This window comes from Clostridium tanneri, assembly GCF_033659955.1.
GTDB classification, from domain to species: domain Bacteria; phylum Bacillota; class Clostridia; order Clostridiales; family Clostridiaceae; genus Clostridium_AM; species Clostridium_AM tanneri.
The window spans coordinates 94234-112856 of the sequence record NZ_JARUJP010000006.1 but is presented as its reverse complement, the minus strand read 5'-3'; the positions used below and the strand labels follow the sequence as shown (position 1 = coordinate 112856).

Annotated in this window: 17 protein-coding genes; 14 read left to right on the top strand and 3 right to left on the bottom strand. The window is 31.1% G+C overall.

From position 1 onward, the window contains the following. Positions 1–261 precede the first annotated feature (261 nt). The 12 genes from P8V03_RS06990 (at position 262) to P8V03_RS06935 (ending at position 13090) form a co-directional block, all read left to right on the top strand. Positions 262–672 (top strand): peptide deformylase, encoded by a 411-nt coding sequence (locus tag P8V03_RS06990; RefSeq protein WP_318797532.1) that lies wholly within the window; start codon positions 262–264, stop codon positions 670–672. A 182-nt stretch (positions 673–854) separates the two neighbouring features. Continuing rightward, positions 855–1115 carry a hypothetical protein gene (locus P8V03_RS06985; RefSeq protein ID WP_318797530.1) on the top strand — a complete coding sequence of 87 codons (261 nt, stop codon included), beginning with the start codon at positions 855–857 and terminating at the stop codon, positions 1113–1115. Positions 1116–1433: 318 nt separating this feature from the next. After that, positions 1434–2747, top strand: coding sequence for a hemolysin family protein (locus tag P8V03_RS06980; RefSeq protein ID WP_318797528.1), 1314 nt, complete (start codon positions 1434–1436; stop codon positions 2745–2747). 2 nt (positions 2748–2749) lie between these two features. Beyond that, entirely contained in the window at positions 2750–3151 is a 402-nt protein-coding gene (locus P8V03_RS06975; RefSeq protein ID WP_318797526.1) for a hypothetical protein, read from the top strand. 269 nt (positions 3152–3420) lie between these two features. After that, entirely contained in the window at positions 3421–5118 is a 1698-nt protein-coding gene (locus tag P8V03_RS06970) for a methyl-accepting chemotaxis protein (protein WP_318797524.1), read from the top strand. Between the two features lie 22 nt (positions 5119–5140). After that, positions 5141–5629 (top strand): peptide deformylase, encoded by a 489-nt coding sequence (locus P8V03_RS06965; RefSeq protein WP_318797522.1) that lies wholly within the window; start codon positions 5141–5143, stop codon positions 5627–5629. Positions 5630–5939: 310 nt separating this feature from the next. After that, positions 5940–8015 (top strand): UvrD-helicase domain-containing protein, encoded by a 2076-nt coding sequence (locus tag P8V03_RS06960; RefSeq protein WP_346432502.1) that lies wholly within the window; start codon positions 5940–5942, stop codon positions 8013–8015. A 16-nt stretch (positions 8016–8031) separates the two neighbouring features. Next, entirely contained in the window at positions 8032–10191 is a 2160-nt protein-coding gene (locus P8V03_RS06955; protein ID WP_261672473.1) for an ATP-dependent helicase, read from the top strand. Positions 10192–10193: 2 nt separating this feature from the next. After that, on the top strand, positions 10194–10961 hold the full coding sequence (locus tag P8V03_RS06950; RefSeq protein ID WP_318797518.1) for a PD-(D/E)XK nuclease family protein: 768 nt from the start codon (positions 10194–10196) through the stop codon (positions 10959–10961). A 110-nt stretch (positions 10962–11071) separates the two neighbouring features. After that, positions 11072–11716, top strand: coding sequence for a hypothetical protein (locus tag P8V03_RS06945; protein WP_261672475.1), 645 nt, complete (start codon positions 11072–11074; stop codon positions 11714–11716). A gap of 109 nt (positions 11717–11825) precedes the next feature. Continuing rightward, a complete protein-coding gene (locus P8V03_RS06940; protein WP_261672476.1) occupies positions 11826–12152 on the top strand; it encodes a thioredoxin family protein in 327 nt (108 codons plus the stop codon). Positions 12153–12262: 110 nt separating this feature from the next. Continuing rightward, complete coding sequence (locus P8V03_RS06935; protein WP_261672477.1) at positions 12263–13090, top strand: tetratricopeptide repeat protein; 828 nt, start codon at positions 12263–12265, stop codon at positions 13088–13090. Between the two features lie 99 nt (positions 13091–13189). On the opposite strand, the gene P8V03_RS06930 is transcribed toward P8V03_RS06935, so the two are convergent. The 3 genes from P8V03_RS06930 to P8V03_RS06920 are packed head-to-tail and all read right to left on the bottom strand — an operon-like array spanning position 13190 to position 15850. Next, complete coding sequence (locus P8V03_RS06930; protein ID WP_261672478.1) at positions 13190–13894, bottom strand: L,D-transpeptidase family protein; 705 nt, start codon at positions 13892–13894, stop codon at positions 13190–13192. A gap of 32 nt (positions 13895–13926) precedes the next feature. Further along, complete coding sequence (locus P8V03_RS06925) at positions 13927–14661, bottom strand: polysaccharide deacetylase family protein (RefSeq protein ID WP_396125134.1); 735 nt, start codon at positions 14659–14661, stop codon at positions 13927–13929. A 22-nt stretch (positions 14662–14683) separates the two neighbouring features. Next, positions 14684–15850 carry an amidase domain-containing protein gene (locus tag P8V03_RS06920; protein ID WP_318797660.1) on the bottom strand — a complete coding sequence of 389 codons (1167 nt, stop codon included), beginning with the start codon at positions 15848–15850 and terminating at the stop codon, positions 14684–14686. 481 nt (positions 15851–16331) lie between these two features. On the opposite strand from P8V03_RS06920, the gene P8V03_RS06915 reads away from it, so the two are divergent. Further along, the gene (locus P8V03_RS06915; protein WP_261672480.1) at positions 16332–17468 is read left to right on the top strand and encodes a cysteine desulfurase family protein; all 1137 of its coding nucleotides are present in this window, start codon (positions 16332–16334) and stop codon (positions 17466–17468) included. Next, positions 17465–18607: a tRNA uracil 4-sulfurtransferase ThiI gene (gene thiI / locus P8V03_RS06910; RefSeq protein WP_261672481.1), complete on the top strand. Its 1143-nt coding sequence runs from the start codon at positions 17465–17467 to the stop codon at positions 18605–18607. The genes P8V03_RS06915 and thiI overlap by 4 nt, the downstream gene beginning before the upstream one ends. Positions 18608–18623: the final 16 nt, after the last annotated feature.

Sequence of the window (18623 nt, the reverse complement as noted above, 5' to 3'; positions counted from 1 at the left end):
GTACAATAGAAAGCTCTTGATTTCAAGGGCTTTTAGTGTTTTTTGGAGAAAAGCCAGTAGAAAATTTTAAGGTTTTAAGGTTGAATTTATAGATTTTTATAAGTAGTAGCTATGATGGATTAAATAAGTATCACATTTATAAAAAACTATGAGTTAACTATAAATAGTAATTTGTCATTGAGTTAAACATAAATTTAGTACAGTGCAATGTATCATCATAAACAATTTGTAAAAAATATAACTAAAAAAGAGGTATAAATTATGATAAAACCAATTATAAAAGATATATTGTTTTTAGGACAAAAATCAGAAGATGCAACTAAAAATGACATAGTGGTAATTGATGATTTAATAGATACATTAAGGGCAAACCTTGAGAATTGTGTTGGATTAGCTGGTAATATGATTGGAGTAAAGAAGCGTATATTAGTATTTGCTGTAGGCAACCTTATTGTGCCTATGATAAATCCAGTTGTATTAAATAAAGAAAAGATTTATGAAGCTGAAGAAAGTTGTTTATCTTTAATTGGCTTTAGAAAAACAAAGAGATATGAAAAGATAGAAGTGGAGTATCTTGATAGAAATTTTAAGAAGCAAAAGCAAGTGTTTACTGGATTTATAGCACAAATAATTCAACATGAAATGGATCATTTTGAAGGTATAATAATCTAATTGAATAATTAAAATATGAAGTAATTATTAGCCGAGAGGTTACTAAGAACCATGTGAGTTTGATAAGTGAAGTTTTCCTCTGATCATTAATTAATAATGATTAGGGCTGCTGTTATTTAGAAACATAGTATATACTTGATTTGAAAAGAAATAGATATTTAAAAAAGAAAGAGAGTGAAAAAATGGAAAAGTTTTTTAAAGCAATAGAGGAAAAAATAAGAAAGTCAGGATATCCTGGGGAAGTCAGTGGCGCAGAAATCTACGCTGAAATAAGTGATGAGGCCGAGGATCAAGAAGAAGGAAGTTACTTATTCATGAAGAAGCAAAATGATGATATCATGTTCGAATACAGAGTGGATATTTTAGAGGACAATATTAATTTATCAACCCTCACGATACATACATCAGAGAGAAATTACTTTATTGATTTTGATGCTGAATAGATAGACGCATTAGGGATGAAGTATGTTACTGGTAAAGTAAAACTGTATTAAAATATATGTTTAACCTAACTATCTCATTTAAATTACAGTGAAAAATCGATGATATATGTCATCGATTTTTTTTACATGTATTGAAAAACAATGTAAAAATTATTGATAAGTAGCCCTTTCCTCAGTGTTAAATGCCAATTCATGTTTTAGTACTTTAATAGAATATTAATAATGCTTAATTGTAAAAATATAATAAGGAATTCCTATTCTCTCGTTTAGGTATTTTCTAAAGGAAGGTTGTATTTTATTTCGAAGGGAGCAGCTTTGATGGATAACTCAACTACAAGTATAATTCCGGAATTACTTTTGATATTAATTTTAACTCTTATAAATGCATTTTTTTCAGCTGCTGAAATGGCTATAGTTTCACTAAATAAAAATAGAATAAATCATCTCTCGGAGGAAGGAAATGAAAAGGCACAGCTAATATTAAAATTGTTAAAAGAGCCAAGTAAGTTTCTTTCAACAATACAGGTTGGGATTACTCTTGCTGGTTTTTTCGCTAGTGCTTCTGCGGCTACATCTGTGTCAAAAAGTTTTTCACAGTTTCTTATGAGGTTCAACATACCTTATACTGAGAGAATCTCTGTAATTATAGTTACCATAATATTAGCCTATATTACATTAGTTTTTGGTGAGCTATTTCCTAAAAGAGTGGCTTTACAAAAATCTGAGACAATTGCTATGGCTTCTGTAAGACCTATTTTATATATTTCAAAGATAGCTAAACCCTTCGTAAGGCTGCTTTCAAACTCTACTAATATTTTAATTAGACTTAGTGGCATGAACCTGGAAAATCTGGAAGAAAAAGTATCTGAGGAAGAGATAAGATCAATGATAGAAGTTGGCCAGGAAAATGGTCTTTTCAATGAAACAGAAAAGGAAATGATTAATGGTATATTTGAATTTGATGATACCTTAGCTAAAGAAGTAATGAAAGCCAGACCAGATGTATTTACAATAGATATAGATACTCCTAGTAATATAGTTATTGAAAAGGTATTAGAAGAGAAATATTCTAGGGTACCTGTATATGAAGAAGACATAGATAATATAATCGGAATACTATATATAAAAGACCTGTTTAGTACTATACTAAAAGATTGTAATGATAAGGTAGATATAAGAGCGTTGCTAAGACCACCGTACTTTGTACCGGAGAACAAAAATATAGATATCTTATTTAAGGAGTTACAGAATACGAAAAATCCTATGGCAATTCTCATAGATGAATATGGCGGGTTTTCAGGCATTGTGACCATAGAAGATTTAGTGGAGGAGGTTATGGGAAACATATTCGATGAATATGATGAGTATGAGCAGCTAGTTAAAAAGATAGATGCAGATACCTACATAGTAAATGGGCTACTTTCAATAGATGAAGTAAATGAGTTATTACACTTGGAATTGGAGTCAGATAACTCAGATACTATTGGTGGATTCGTAGTTGATCTTTTAGGAAGTATTCCAAGGGATGACGAAGAACACACTGTAGAATATGAGAACTTGGTGTTTAAGATTGAGAAGATAAGTGAAAAAAGAATAGAAGAATTAAAGATATATATTAATAGGGAGAGCTAAATATGAATATAAAAAGGACCTATTCTAATAGGAGAAGGGAGCATATTCATATTATAAGGCAATATAATTTTGACACTGGAGAGTATACTGGTACTAGACTGGTCATATTCACGAAGGAAGGTATTAAGTACATAAAGGATTATGATAATTTTATTAAACATAGGTATAAGAATCCCAAGAGCAAGACTAATAATAACTCTTCATGGAGAATAAAAAAATCAAGTCTTAAAGATGTTATAATAAAAGAAATGTACAATACGGATGAAGACGGTAGGCTAAAAATGCATCATATTCTTTATGAATCAACAACAATTCCCCTTATTGAATATTATAATGTAGTTCTTAAAAAGGAAAAACTGCACTTAGATGAAGATATATTAGAATTTTTTTATAAATTGAGATAAAAACTCTTGTCTTTTATAACTGTTTGATAATTATAAAAGCAGGAGTTTATTTTTATTATCCACAATATCTTTAAGATTTATAGATATAGTATGGTTATACCATACTAAGTTGAAAAAAATGCAATTATATATTAGAATTAGTAATAAGTGCTATTTGAAATATTTGTAAAGTATGTATTAGTTTATATGTATCGTTAAAATACTAATAATTTAAAAGTATTTGCCTTAAAAATGATAGTTTTTATACGTAAATATAAGGAGGAATTTAAGTGAGAAGACTTAAAATTAGAGGAAAGTTATTTTTAATGATAACCTTTGTATTAGCAATTCTAAGTATATCTATTTTAACAGTTACATTTTATCAAGTGAATATTCTTACTAAAAACAATCTTGATAAACAGTTAAATTCAAATAGTAAATTAGCGTTAACTTTGATGGATAAAGTTAATAGTGGATATTGGAGAATAGATGGAGATAAACTTTACAAAGGCCAGTATTTAGTAAATGACAACCATGAGTTTGTAGATAAAATAAAAGAAGATACTGGTGACGAAATTACTATATTTTTAAATGATACAAGAATCTCTACAACTATCATTAATTCAGGAAAAAGAGCTACTGGAACCAAGGCCTCAGCGGAGGTTGTGGACAAAGTATTAAATAAAGGGGAAGAATATGTAGGTACTACAAATATTTTAAACACACCTTATGAAGTAAAATATGTTCCTATAAAGGATAGGGAAGGAAAAAACATAGGAATGTTTTTTTTAGGGGTAGAGAAAAGTAAGATTAATGAACAGGTTGTAAAATTAATGAGTATGATTGGGCTAATTACTTTAACAGTAGTTTTCTTTGCCTTTTTATTTGTTGTTAAAGTTACAAAAAGTATAACAGACCCTCTTCATAGCGCAGTGAGTTACTTTGGAATTATATCTAAGGGAGATTTATCTGTGGAAGTGTCTAAGGAATACGTAAAAAGAAATGATGAAATAGGAGATTTGTCTCGGGCTGCACAGAGAATGCATCAATCCTTTATGCAAATGATAATTGATGTTAAAAATCTTTCTGAGAACATAAATAATAAATCCAAAGATTTAAATTCTATTTCCGAAGAAATGTCTGTTATTTCTGAAAATGTGTCTAAAGAAATTTCTACAGTAGCAGATTTTACTGAAGAGCAGGCGGAAGATTTAACATCAATTACAACAGTACTAAATAGATTTGGAGAGAATCTAGATGAAATGGTACAAGCTATTAAAGAAATAGATGTTACCGCCAAAGATGTTAACTATATGGCTAATAAAAGCAATAATAAATTGGAAACTTTAATACAGTCTATAACAGAGATTAGTGGTTCTTTTAAAGAGTTTTCTGTAAAAATAAATATACTTGTAAAAGATATAGATAAAATTGATGAAATAACAAAGGTAATAAATGATATTGCAGATCAGACAAACCTTTTAGCTTTAAATGCTGCTATAGAGGCTGCCAGAGCTGGAGAAGCAGGGAGAGGGTTTGCCGTAGTTGCCCAGGAAATAAGAAACTTAGCAGATCAGAGCAAGATATCATCAGAGGATATAAATAAGCTTATAGATGGAATATCAAATGAAACAGAAAAAATTCTTTATAATACAAAAGGTATGAGCGAAGAGTTAAATAATGAGATTCTCATTATTAAGGAGAATATAGATTCTTTTAAAACAATAATTCAAGCTGTAGATGGAATTACTCCTAGAATAGAAGCAGTTAACATGTCCGCTTTAAATATAAGCGGGGAGAAAAATACTATTTTAGAAAAAATAGAAACATCTTCAGCAATTTCCGAGGAAACAGCAGCTTCCTCAAGAGAAATTGCTGCAGCATCAAGAGAAATGAGTAGTTCTTCTAACGAGGTGGCAGATACAGCAGGGGAGCTTTTAGACATGACTAAGGATATGATGGACAAGGTAAACAAATTTAAAATGTAAATATATTAAGGAGGATGAAACTATGGCGATAAAAGAAATTCTGTTATTAGGCAACAAAGAATTGTATCATATTTCAGAAGAATGTAAGTTTGAGGAGCTGGATTATATTAAATCAGTAATTCAGGATTTACAGGATACTATCATAGGCTTTCAAAAAACTCATGGATGGGGAAGGGCGATAGCTGCTCCTCAAATAGGAGTAAAGAAAAGGCTTATATATACTTATATAGATGGAAAACCTACCGTGTATATTAACCCTGTATTGATTTTTGAAGATGATGAGAAGATGGAAGTATTAGACGATTGCATGTCCTTTCCAGATATATTAGTAGATGTGATGAGATATAAGAGATGTAGAGTTGAATCCAGAAATTTAAACTGGGAGTTAGAAGTAAGAGAGTTTGAAGGCGGAATGTCAGAGCTTATACAGCATGAGTATGATCATCTTGATGGGATATTGGCAGTGCAGAGGGCAAGGGATAACAAGTCATTAAAGGTAAGAGTAAAATAGTATATAGTAAAGCTTTAGAGCATTAAATACTGACATACTTAATGAAAGTATGTTACTTAAAAACTTTCCTAAGAAAGGAAAACCTAGTTTTGGCTCGGCTTTTAAAACTAACTCCAACTCAATGCTTTCTTTGAAGGCTGAGTTGGAGTTAGCATTTTCAAAAGTTTTTACGTATTATTGTATATAACTTAGAATTAGGTTGATAAAGTATTATTATATAATAAGATAGTTTTTAAGTGGTGAAAAACACCATTAACAGAGGAAATAGGTTATGTGTTAAAATAAAACTATAGAACACTTTATAATTGAGGTGATTAGAATAAGGTACTTAGAAGTAGAGAATAAAATAATAAACGATAAAAATACAGAAAAATGCATATTAATTAATGGAAAGTCAGCTAGTGGTAAGACAACATTGGCTATAAAAAAGTATAAGTATCTAGTAGAAAAGGAAAATGTAAACACTGATCAGATACTAGTATTTATAATGAATAGATATCAAGGATTAACCTGGAAGAGAGAGTTATGCTTGAGAACTTCCTCGGAAACAAAGATATTCACATATCAGGGTTTTATAAGAAAAGAGCTAATAAAGTATTGGCCAATAGTAGAGAAAAATTGCTCTAAAATAAAGAAAAGTAGAGTTGGGCCGGAATTTGTATCAGCAGACACAGCAAATTACATGATGGAAATTTTAGTGAGTTTTTTTCGAAGTAAGGGCTACCTTTCAAATATAACTTCCACCTCTAGTAGAATAGCATCAGATTTAGTCTCAAATATAAACAAAGCGGCTTTATCTTTGTTAGATATAAAAGAAATAGGCAGTAGAATATATAATTCAATAGAAGTGAAAGAGGGAATTGACAAAGAAACCTATAACCATATGGACGAAATCATAGAACTATATATAAATAGATTTTTAAGTCAAGGAGTTGTAGATTATGGTTTAAGTGTATACTTATATAATAATTATTTGTTAAAAGATACTATTTACTTAGAATCTTTGAAAAAAATAAGATACTTAATTGTTGATGACTTAGATGAAGCTTCACCAGCAGAAATAGAGTTTATAAATACTTTAACTGAAAGTATAGATAAAGCTTATCTTTTTACTAATCCTGATGGTGGTTTTTGCAGTTATTATGGAGCAGATCTTAAATATGTGGAAGATGGTTTGACATTTATCGATAACAGCTTAAATTTAGAGGAACATTTTTGCTGCAAGGATGAATTTATAACCTTTGCAGATAAAATTAATGAAAGAACTTTGAATATCATATCCCGATGGGATAGTAAAATACCGGTTTCTTTTGATATATCTTCTCAGCTTAGAAGCGAGATGATAGAGAAAATAGGAGACAAAATAGTTGAACTTATTTGTAAAGGGAAAAAACCAGAGGAAATAGTACTGATGTCTCCATACAATGATTTTATATTAAGTTATGAGATAGAAAGTAAATTAAGGGGTATAGGTATAGGTGTAATAAACACATCTAAGAAAAGCAGGTTAATAGATAATCCCTTCATTCATGCTTTAGTAGTAATAGCTTATCTTTGTAGTGAGAGGATAGAAAGTAATTTTACTATAGATGATTACCGAAGATTTTTTAATACCATATTAAATTTAGATTTGATAAAATCATCTATACTTTCTAAGTATGCAGTAAAGAATAATATGCTTCAACCTTTAGAAGAAAAAGTTATTCAGAGAATTGGAGTAGAGAATGCTAAAAGATATAACTACCTAAAGAACTGGATTGACAAGCATAGGCTATATACTGGTATGGAGGGAATTCCTCTAGATGAGCTTTTTAGAAGAGCCTATCTAGAACTTTTGATTACTGTTCCTGGAAGTAGAAATAACATATTAGTATGCAAAAATTTAAGTGAAACTGCAGAAAAGTTTATAGGGATACTACTTCAATTTAATAAAATGGATAACCCAGAACAGAAGTTTATAGACTTCATTAGAAGTGATGCTACTGATTTTTATTCTCTTAGAGAATTAGAAGAAATAGCAGAAAAAGCTAATAGCGTAATAATAACTAACCCTTATAATTTTTTAACTTCAAATATAAAGAGTAAAGTTCAGATTCTGGCAGACATAAATAGCAATATGTGGTCTCCAAGAAACATTAAAGAGCTTACTAATAGCTATGTACTTAGAAAAACATGGAGTATTAATGAGGTATACACTAATGAACTAGAAGAACGAAACAGACAGAATAATTTAGTCTCTATAATAAAATGCATTATGAGAAAATGCAGTGAAGAGTTGTACTTCTATGGAAGTGAATATTCTGTAAGTGGTTATGAGCAGCAAAGCCTTTTTTCAGATTTAGTGATGGATATGATGAACGAAAATGATGATATGCATAATATTTAAAAAAGAGGTGACATAAGTGGCATTTAGAGATGACCAAATACCTATAATGGAATATACCGGAGGTACTATGGCAGTACCAGCAGTGCCAGGTGCAGGCAAGACCTTCATTGTAGCTAACCTAGCGGCTAGAATAATAGAAGAAAGAAGACATAAGCCAGGAAAGGTCTTAGTTGTAACATATATGAATAGTGCGGTAAACAATTTTAAAAGCAGGATAAGCTCTGTGCTAAAGGACAAAGGAATTACTACAACTAATGATTATGAAGTTATGACAATTCATAGTTTAGCTATGAAGATATTAAGAGACAGACCAGATGTAGTAGGGGTTAACGAGGAGTTCGGAATATTAGATGATGTGAGAAAGGTCTTTTATCTAAATGAAGCTATTGAGGAGTGGAGAAAAAATAATGGGGAGAGGATATTTAAGTCTCTTTTAACGGACAAAGCTGCGACAAACTATAGAGATAAGGGTCAGGACTGGTGGAAGGATTTTTTTAGTATCGCAGACTGCTTAATTAGTGAACTAAAACTTAATGATATATCTCCGGAAAAGCTTAGAAAATATTTGGAGTTCCTTTCCCATAATAGTATTATAAGACATATTTATGAAATTTATAGACTTTACACTAAAAGACTTAAAACTGAAGGATATCTTGATTATAATGATTTATTAGTGTTGGCATACAAAGCCCTTCTAAGGGATGAAAAGCTAAGAGATAAATTTCAAAGCAGATATACATTTATATTTGAAGATGAATGCCAGGATTCTAACTTGGTTCAGTGCAAGATTCTAGCCTTGATTTCAGAAAACAGCGGAAATCTTGTTAGAGTAGGGGATCTTAACCAGAGTATAATGGGCACTTTTACTTCCTCAGATCCTAGATTTTTTGCGGATTTTTGCAAGGATGCAGAGGAAAAACATGTTATGAATATGGCAGGGAGAAGTTCCAAGGAGATTATCGACTTAGCAAATTTTTTAGTGGAGTATGCTAGATCTAATCATCCAGTTCAAAGATGCAGGGAAGCATTAGCAGAACAAAAGCTAAGACTTGTAACAGGACTTGAAGATTTTAAAAATCCTCAGCTAGAGGAATATGGAATTCAAGCCTATTACCTAGATTCATGGGATGAGGTAAAGAAGGATACCATAAAAAAGATAATTGATTTTAAGAGTAGGTGTCCAGAGAAAACCATAGGGGTACTTGTCCCTTATAATAATCATGTAACTGAAATAGCAGGGGATCTTAGAAGACTTAATATAGAATGTGACGAGCTTTCCAATACTGCAGAAAAGCGAATTAGAGTTACTAAGGTTTTAGGTAATATGCTGCGCTTCCTAGGAGAGCCTGATAACATACATAAGTTTATGTCATTAATAGATGTACTTATTGATGACAATAGTGAAGAGAAAGAAGAGATATTAGAATTTATATCTAAAAATAAGGTAGATAGTTTAGTGAGAAGTGATATAAATCTAGAAAATACTAAGGTTTCAAGGCATTTATCAGAAAAAATAAAAGAAATAAATAAGGTGTTAAGTGTTTCTCAAAGTTCTATAGATAACTTGATTTTACATATAAGTACCTCATTGAATTTAAGTACAGAGGATAAGGCAATGGCTCAGGCAGTGGCTTCCTTTGTTAAGTACGAGATAAAAGAAAATCCAAGCTTAACCTTAGAAGAGATTTCAGAGCAGCTCTTAGATAACAAAAAATCTGTGTTTAAGCATATGTCAGATATAATATACGACTTACAAGGTTATGAGCCTGTACCAGGAAGAGTAACGGTGGCTACCTGTCATAAGTCAAAAGGGTTAGAGTGGGATTGCGTATTTCTTTTATGTTTAACAGAATATAATTTTCCAGCATTATTAAATGCTAGGTTTAGGTCTGACTATTATTACTTTAAAAAGGAGTATACAAATCCAGTAGCACTAGGAAAGTCTGAAATACAAAAGCTTTTAGGGGAAAGAGGCTATGATAATCCTTTCCTAGAGGCAAAGATAGATGTCTTAAATGAAAAAATAAGACTTTTATATGTAGCTATAACCAGAGCAAGAGAGTATTTATACTTGGTAGCCCATAACGGAAATCAAAGGTTTAACCCTGATAAACCTTCAAAGTATTTTGAGGTGCTTCAGAAATTTATAGAAGGTGAAAGAACAAGGAAGGGATAGATATGTTAGATATTAGGAAGCTTAAGTATTTTTACTATAGTCAAAATTCCTTAAATACTTTTAGTAAATGTCCACTGAAATTTAAACTAAAATATATGGAAGATATAGCTTGGAGAAATGACTCTCCTCTAGATTTAGAGTTTTATAACAGCATTAAGACTGGATTGGATTTCCACTTAATCTGTGAAAGATATTTTTCTAATATTCCAATAGGAATAGAGTGCTGCAGTGAAGAAGTTATAAAGTGGACAGAAGCTCTTAAAAGAAAAATGCTTATTAATAAAAATTATTTGTATTTTCCAGAATATGAAATAAAGATGGTAAAAGACCATATAAGGCTTCAGGCTAAATATGACTTGATTATTATTAAGCCTGATGGCGGCATAGAAATATGGGACTGGAAAACAGAAAACAGAAAACTTACACAAGTGGAAATGGAGAAAAGAGTTCAAACCATTGTTTATATGTATGTTATTATGGAAAGAGCTAAGGACATTTTTGGAATAGATGTAAAGGCTGAAGATATAAAAATGACATTTTGGCAGCCACATTATGAACATCAGGAACTAACGGTTTGTTATTCAAGAGATATTCATATGAAAAACGAAGAATATATAGAAAAGCTCATTAGGAATATCAAGGATTATAATTTTGAAGAAGATTTTAATAAGGAACTCTACTCTAAGCAATGTAAGTTTTGTGAATTTAATTATTTTTGTAATAATGAAAAGGTTAATTTTAACATAATAGAGGAATCAGATAGCTGCTAAACTATTCCTTTGAAGTTATCTCCATGGATGTATAATCAATTTTGTATAATATAAAACAGGGTTTTTTCGACTAAAATCGCACAAGCTATTAATGAAATGGGGAGATATCTATGAAAATTAATAGCTTTCTTTTATCAAAATATGATAGAGGTGAACAATTTGAGTATGGAGTAAAGTTAATACCAAATAGAACCTTGGATAGGCTAACAGACAGCATGGTTATCTCTGCAGAAAAAAATATTAGTGGAAAAAATTTATTTAATCTGTGCTTTAATAAGAGACAAGAAGGTAAATTGATTAACAATAAATTTATTTTGCCAGAGGAAAGTTTTAAAGAATACATTACTTTTCTAATGGGGTATTGCAATAAAATCAAAGAGCATGAAAAAAATAAAAAAACTGAATTTAATATTGAGGGTCAGGGCAAAATAATAATATCCTCCCTTAATAAAGATATTATAAAAATATCCTCTGAAAAAGCGGAAAAGGATTCAAAAGGTAAAGTGTTTTTTACTTTACTAAAAACAGAAATGCTGCAATACATCAAGGCATTGGATGATGTTTATCTAGGAAAAGAAATAACAAGTTTACTAATTTATCAGATGGGTTATCTAAATAATCCCTTAAGTAAAAAGGAAAGAGATAAGCTTTATTTAGATGCACTTTATGTATTTGCTGATTGTGCCTTAGATTATAAGGACAAGGAATCCTTTCAAATTTTATCAAAGGAAATAAAAAAGATATCAAGTGCTTAAAGTTTTCTAATGTGGTGTCGAATATGTATAGTACATATTCGACACCTTTTGTACTGTTAAAAAATATAACGTATGTATTCTGTAAAGTATAGAAAAAGGAGGAAATGACGTGAAAGAAGTAAATTCTATAGATAGCATAGATGATTTTATAAAGGAAAATAATTTAGCATTGATATACATATCTTTAGAAGAGTGTAGTGTCTGTAAAGTGCTGATGCCAAAGGTTGAGGAATTACTAAAAAAATATGATAAGATAAAGAGTATAAAGGTGGATATGGATCAGACTCCTGCAATATCAGGAAAGTTTTCTGTTTTTACAATTCCTACAATAATATTATTTATCCATGGAGAAGAATACATTAGAGAATCAAGATTTATAAGTATATCAGAATTAGATACTAAGATACAGAGATATTATGATATAATGTTTAAGTAAGGATATACAAGTTTAATAGTTTAAGAATTTAGCTAACTTTCTTAAAAGGATAGTTAACTGTTAACCCATGCAAATCCGTTAATCACTAAAGAAAAGGAGATGAGTTATTATTGGATAAGAAAAATATTAAACAGGTAAGCATTTACTCATTAATAGGAATAATAGTCTTTGTAGCGGTTTCCTTTGGTAGTTATAAATTTTATAAGGTACAAGCTTATAACAAACTTATAAGCAGTGCTAATAAATACATGGAGGAAGGAAACTATGAAAAGGCAATAGATGTGTTTAATGAAGCGTTGGAATATAAGGAAGATTCAAATGTAAAGAACAGTGTAATATTAGCAAAAAGTTTGTTAGCATCTCAAAAATACTACGAAGAGGGTGTTAAAGAGATGAAGAAGCAAGATTATGAGAAAGCAATTGATAGCTTTAAAAAGGTAGTAAAAGAAGATACAAAGAGATATGAAGATGCACGAAAAAAAATAGATGAGTGTACAAAAGCTTTTATAGCCTTAAACTTAAAAAATGCTTCTGAAGCTGCAAAAAACAGCAAATATGAAGAGGCCAATAAGTATTTAGATGAAATATTGAAAATAGATAGCGCAAACAAAGAGGCAAAAAAGCTGAAAGAGGATTATTCAACAGCTTCCAGTAAAAAACAACAAGGTTCAGAAGATAAAGACAAAGGTTATAGTGCAGGAGTAACAGCAGATCAAGCGGTTAAAATTGCAGCTAAATATGTGACTAATAAAGGGACAAATACTAAATTCAGCTTTGATCATGAAGATTCAAGGAATGGAGTTAATTACTACGTAATACATGCTTTTGAAGACATGGGAGATCATGTTGCTACCCTTGGTTGGTATTACATAGAGAAGGGTTATGGAAAAGCTTATGAATGGGATCTGGCTGAAGATCAACTAATACCATTAAATTAGGTAGCGGTAAAATAAAATTCAACTAGATATAACAAAAGTATTTATACAAATTATTAAAGGTATCAAATGGCCCCCTAGAAGTCATCTGGTACCTTTTTGTTATTCAAAAGCATTCATTTCAAGTTTTTCATAAAGTTCCTTATCGATATTATGAGTAAGGGTAAGTTTATTATCCTTTCTAAACCTAATTACTTGGGCTTTCATTCCATCGCCATAAACACCATCAAGTTTTCCAAGATAGTATCCTTTATCTCTAAGTCTCCTTTGAACTTCCCATACATCAGCACCTCTATCACCGGGAATCAGATTTCTAAAGTGATTAGAATAAAGTCCATAAGGACCACCATATATGACAACGGTAGTACCTACTCTTACTCGTTTATACAGATCTTCTACATCTTTATTAAACATTCTAATGCAACCTAAGGACTCAGCACCACCAATGGTTAAAGGCTTATTAGTTCCATGTATACCATATTTTCCCCAAGGTACATTTAGTGCCATCCATCTACTTCCGAAGCCTTTTCCCCAGTCAGCTTCTTTGCCAATAATAGTCCAGGTTCCAATAGGAGATGGAGTAGATGGTTTACCTCCAGCTATGGGATAACTTTTTATTACCTCATTAGTATCTTTATCTATTAGGAACATTTTCAAATCATTTAAGTCAACTAAAATATTATGGTTAGTATTATTTTCAATATTGGAGCTTACTTCAGGATTCAAAGCCCCTACATTAATGTTTGTGAAAAAAATTAACACTAATGTTAATAATATAGTTATAGGTAAAAATCTATGATTTTTCATTTAAACACCTCTAGTTGTTGATATGGTATAAATTATTTAGATATTCTAAAATGATATTCAGGGGTACTGGCAGTTATTGGCTTAAATTTATACCCTAGATCCTTATAATGTTTTATTATTTTAGGGAGAGCTAAGCATGTATTTTTATTAGGTTGATCGCAGTGGGCCAGCAAAAATACTTTAGTCGGATTAATACATTTACTAGTGGCCTCTCTGTATAGTTTATCTGCAGGGGTATTATAATCTAGGCCGTCGGATACACTTAGGTTCCAGTCATATATTTTATAGTCTTTAGCATGTAGCTTCTCTAAAAGACTTCTACTTAAATGATTTTTACTTCCTGAAGGAAACCTGATTGGCTTAGGTTCAGTGCCTATAACTCGTTTAATTTCTGCTGCAGTTTTATCCATTTCGTCAATAAAGGCATTGTCACTAGAATATATTTTCTTATACTGGTGAGTGTAAGTATGAAGACCAATACTATGACCTTCATTGAACATTCTTTTTATTATTTCCTCTCTACCTTCAATTTTATAACCTACAACAAAAAAGGTAGCTTTCACATTTTCTTCTTTTAGAATATCTAAGATTTTATTTGTTACTACAGTACTTGGGCCATCATCTAAAGTTAAATATACAACTTTTTCAGTACTATTAGCTGTAGAAGCTGGGTCTGCCTTAGCTATGTTTAAAGAGCCCATTAATATAAGACTAGCAAGTAATACTGTAATGATTGATACAATCCTTTTTTTGTTTGACATAATCATGCCTCCTTATATGCAAATAGGTTTATCCATTTATGTGTATGAGAAAAAATCTAATTCTGTTATCTCCCCAACCTAAATCCCAAGGTACATGATACCTATCCGTAGTGTGAGAGTTAACTAAAGGATATCCATGGGAGTCCCAACCAGTAATTACTGCAAAGTGATCAGTAGTTCCCTTCTTTTCGTAGCATACTAAGTCCGCCAGTTGAAGTCTTTGAACTATACCATTAGCAAACTGTAAAGTAGATGCTGTTAGCTCACTAAAAGTCCCTTTTCCAATCACACTTCCAGTACCGCTATACCGTAAGTAGTCTTTTAATCCATCTGCATTTACCCAAGCAACAGTGCCTTGATTATTGCCAGCTTTAGAGTATTCACAGTGCCAAGCTGAATCCATAGGAAGGGCACCAGCTTCTTTATCACCTAAAACCTGAGAGGCATAGTTTGTGCAATCTCCCCCTATACCGTTAAAGTCCTTGTATTTTTTGTTATATTTAAAATCATTACCACTTCCCCAAGCTGCGCCACAGTACTTATCTGCATATTGAACAGCTTGCCGTCTATTATAGAAAAACCTTTTGTTACTTTGAGCATTCCTACAGCTTAAAAGCATACTAACGAGGGTTGGTTTATAAGTAGCATGTAAACCATCAGAAGGAATTAGATTTTCTGCTATATCTCCGGAATAGGCTTGTAGAGCATCTTCAAAACAGTCTGTATAACAGTCATTATAAACAAGCCATTTATTATTTTTTTTCGTAAGACTGAGAGTATGTTTTATACCTACTCCAAAGGAGTTAGTTATTGGAGTTTCATCTGCGGGATAAATATAATCAAATTTATAGCTTTCCTCTAAGGAGATTGTCAATCTTCTATCTTTAGAAGGAATTTTGTTGATTCTCACGTCAGATTGAACTTTTGCAAGCTTTATACCTCTTTCCTTACACCAGGTGTGTAAATACTTAACACGTTTGACCTCATGCTCTAAAGCCCATTGACCATATTTTTCAGAAGTATCAAAGAGACCTTTCAAAGATAACAAATCTCCAGTTACAAAGGCTGAGGAACGCTTATTATATATATCCTCTACCACAGTCTTTAATTCATTTTCATCATAGCTTTCCTTAGTAATAAGGCAATTTTGTGAAGCATAAACAACAGTATTACTGTTAAAGTTTGAAAGTGACATACTAATAAGCAAAGTTATGAAAAGATATATAGTAAATTTTTTCTTGTGGTATAAGTTATAATGCAAAGGAAAAACCTCCCTGGTGATAGTTTATATTAGTATAAATGCTTATTTTAGTATTTACACTTTCTACGGTTTTAACATAATTAAAACGATAAAAGTACAAGTTAAATAATGGCAGTTTATATTAGTATTGTTGGATTTATGAGGAATTAAAGTTTAATTATAAAATTAAAGCTTTTCCTTCACAAAAACCACATAATTTGGTATCATAATATTTTAGAGATATAATAGTATAAATAAATATTAATTCAGACAAAACTTACAGAATTTTTACAGTTAGAACTGCTTATTCCATTAAGTATATGATGAAATCTATTAATATTTTTAAAGTATTAAGTTCTGATTAAGATAAATATGCTACAGTAAGTCAATAATATTAATAGCTTACAATGCGAAATCAATACAGGGAGTGATAAAAATGGAGGTTTATTTCGATAACAGTGCTACTACAAAGCCTTATGACGAGGTTATTGAAGCAATGGTTGATATAATGAAAAACTACTATGGAAACCCTTCTTCAGCCCATTCATTAGGCTTGAAGGCAGAACAAAAAATGAATGAAAGTAGAGATATAGTATCAAAAACTTTAAACTGTAGTAGAGATGAAGTAATATTTACATCAGGAGGTAGTGAAAGTAATAACTTTTTAATTAGAGGCTTCATAAAAGAAGGTTCTCATATAATTACTACCAATATTGAACATCCTAGTGTTTTAAATACATGTAAAGAATTAGAAAAAGAGGGGGTACAGGTTACTTTTCTGAAAGTAGATTGTACTGGAAAAATAGACTTACAAGAGCTAGAGAAAAGTATCAATAAAGATACACAACTTGTAAGTATCATGCATGTAAATAACGAAACTGGCATAGTACAGGATATTGATGCCATAGGTAAACTTATAAAAGAAAAAAGTAGTAGAATTAAATTTCATGTAGATGCAGTACAAAGCTATGGCAAATACAAAATAGATGTGCAGAAATCAAAAATAGACTTGCTATCTGCTAGTGGACATAAGATACATGGTCCAAGGGGAGTTGGGGTAGCTTATGTTAGAAAAGGATTAATGCCAAAACCTTTAATATACGGAGGCGGTCAGGAAAAAAGTTTTAGATCTGGTACTGAAAATTTGGCGGCAGTAGTAGGATTTGCTAAAGCTGCAGAAAAAATATATAAAAATCGTGAAAATAATTTTGAAAGAGTACTAGAACTAAAAAAGTATTTTATACAAAAGGTTAGAGATATATCTAATGTAAAGATAAATAGCGAAGGTGATAGCTACATTCCTCATGTATTAAGTATTTCTTTTGCTGGTGTAAGAGGAGAGGTTTTACTTCACTTCCTTGAGGAAAAGGGAATTTATGTTTCTACTGGTTCAGCCTGCTCTGCCAAGGGTAATAAAGATAGCCATGTACTGGGTGCTATAGGATTGAAAACTGAGGAAACTAAGGGTACAATAAGATTTAGTTTTAGTGAGCATAATACTAGAGAAGAAGTAGATTATACAATAGAGGCTTTAAAAAATGCCTTGAAATTTTTAAGGAGAGTTGGAAAATGAAGAAATTATTATTGATAAAATATGCACCAGAAATATTTTTAAAAGGATTAAATAGAGGAAAGTTCGAAAGAAGATTAAATGATAACATAAAGAGAGTATTAGAGGGTACAAATTATAGTTTTGTTTCAGACCAAGGAAGATGGTTTTTAGAATGTGAGGATATTGAAGAGGGAATAAAGAGGGTAAAGAGAGTATTTGGAGTTTCTGAAATATGTATAGTAACTGAAGTTGCAGCCAATATGGAGGAAATTCAAAAACAGGCCCTTAAGGAAATAGAAGAAATTAAGCCAGCTACTTTTAAGGTAGAAACTAATAGAGCTAATAAGAGTTTTCCAGGGAACTCTATGGAAGTAAGTAGAGAAGTAGGAGCTTATATTTTAAGAAACAGCGAAGACTTAAAGGTAAGTGTAAGCAAGCCAGAATGCATAGTAAATGTGGAAATAAGAGAGAGAGCCTATGTTTATTCTAAGAGAATAAAGGCTGTAGGTGGTATGCCTTATGGTACAAATGGCAGCACGATGCTTATGCTTTCAGGAGGAATAGATTCTCCAGTAGCAGGTTACATGATGGCTAGACGTGGAGTAGAGCTAAATTGTGTATACTTCCATAGCCACCCTTACACTAGTGAAAGAGCTAAAGAAAAGGTTAAGGATTTAGCATATATTTTAAAGGAATATACAGGAAGAATAAATTTATATGTGGTTCCTTTTACAGAAATTCAGATGCAGATTATTGAAAAGTGTAGAGAAGATGAACTAACAATAATAATGAGAAGATTTATGATGAGATTAGCTTGTAAGTTAGCAGAAATTCATGAAGTTAATTCTGTAACTACTGGTGAGAGTGTAGGGCAGGTTGCAAGTCAAACTATGGAAGGTCTGGTAGTAAGTAATGATGTAGCAGATAGACCAGTATTTAGACCTTTAATTGCTATGGATAAGATAGATATAATGGATATATCTAGAGATATAGGAACTTACGAAACTTCAATTTTACCTTATGAAGATTGCTGTACTATTTTTGTACCTAAGCATCCTAAGACAAAGCCAAGACTTGATAGTATAAGAAAGGCTGAAGAGGCTCTTGACATTGAACTGCTTGTAGAAAATGCAGTTAAGGGCACTGAAGTTTTTAGATAATAAATAATGGACAGTG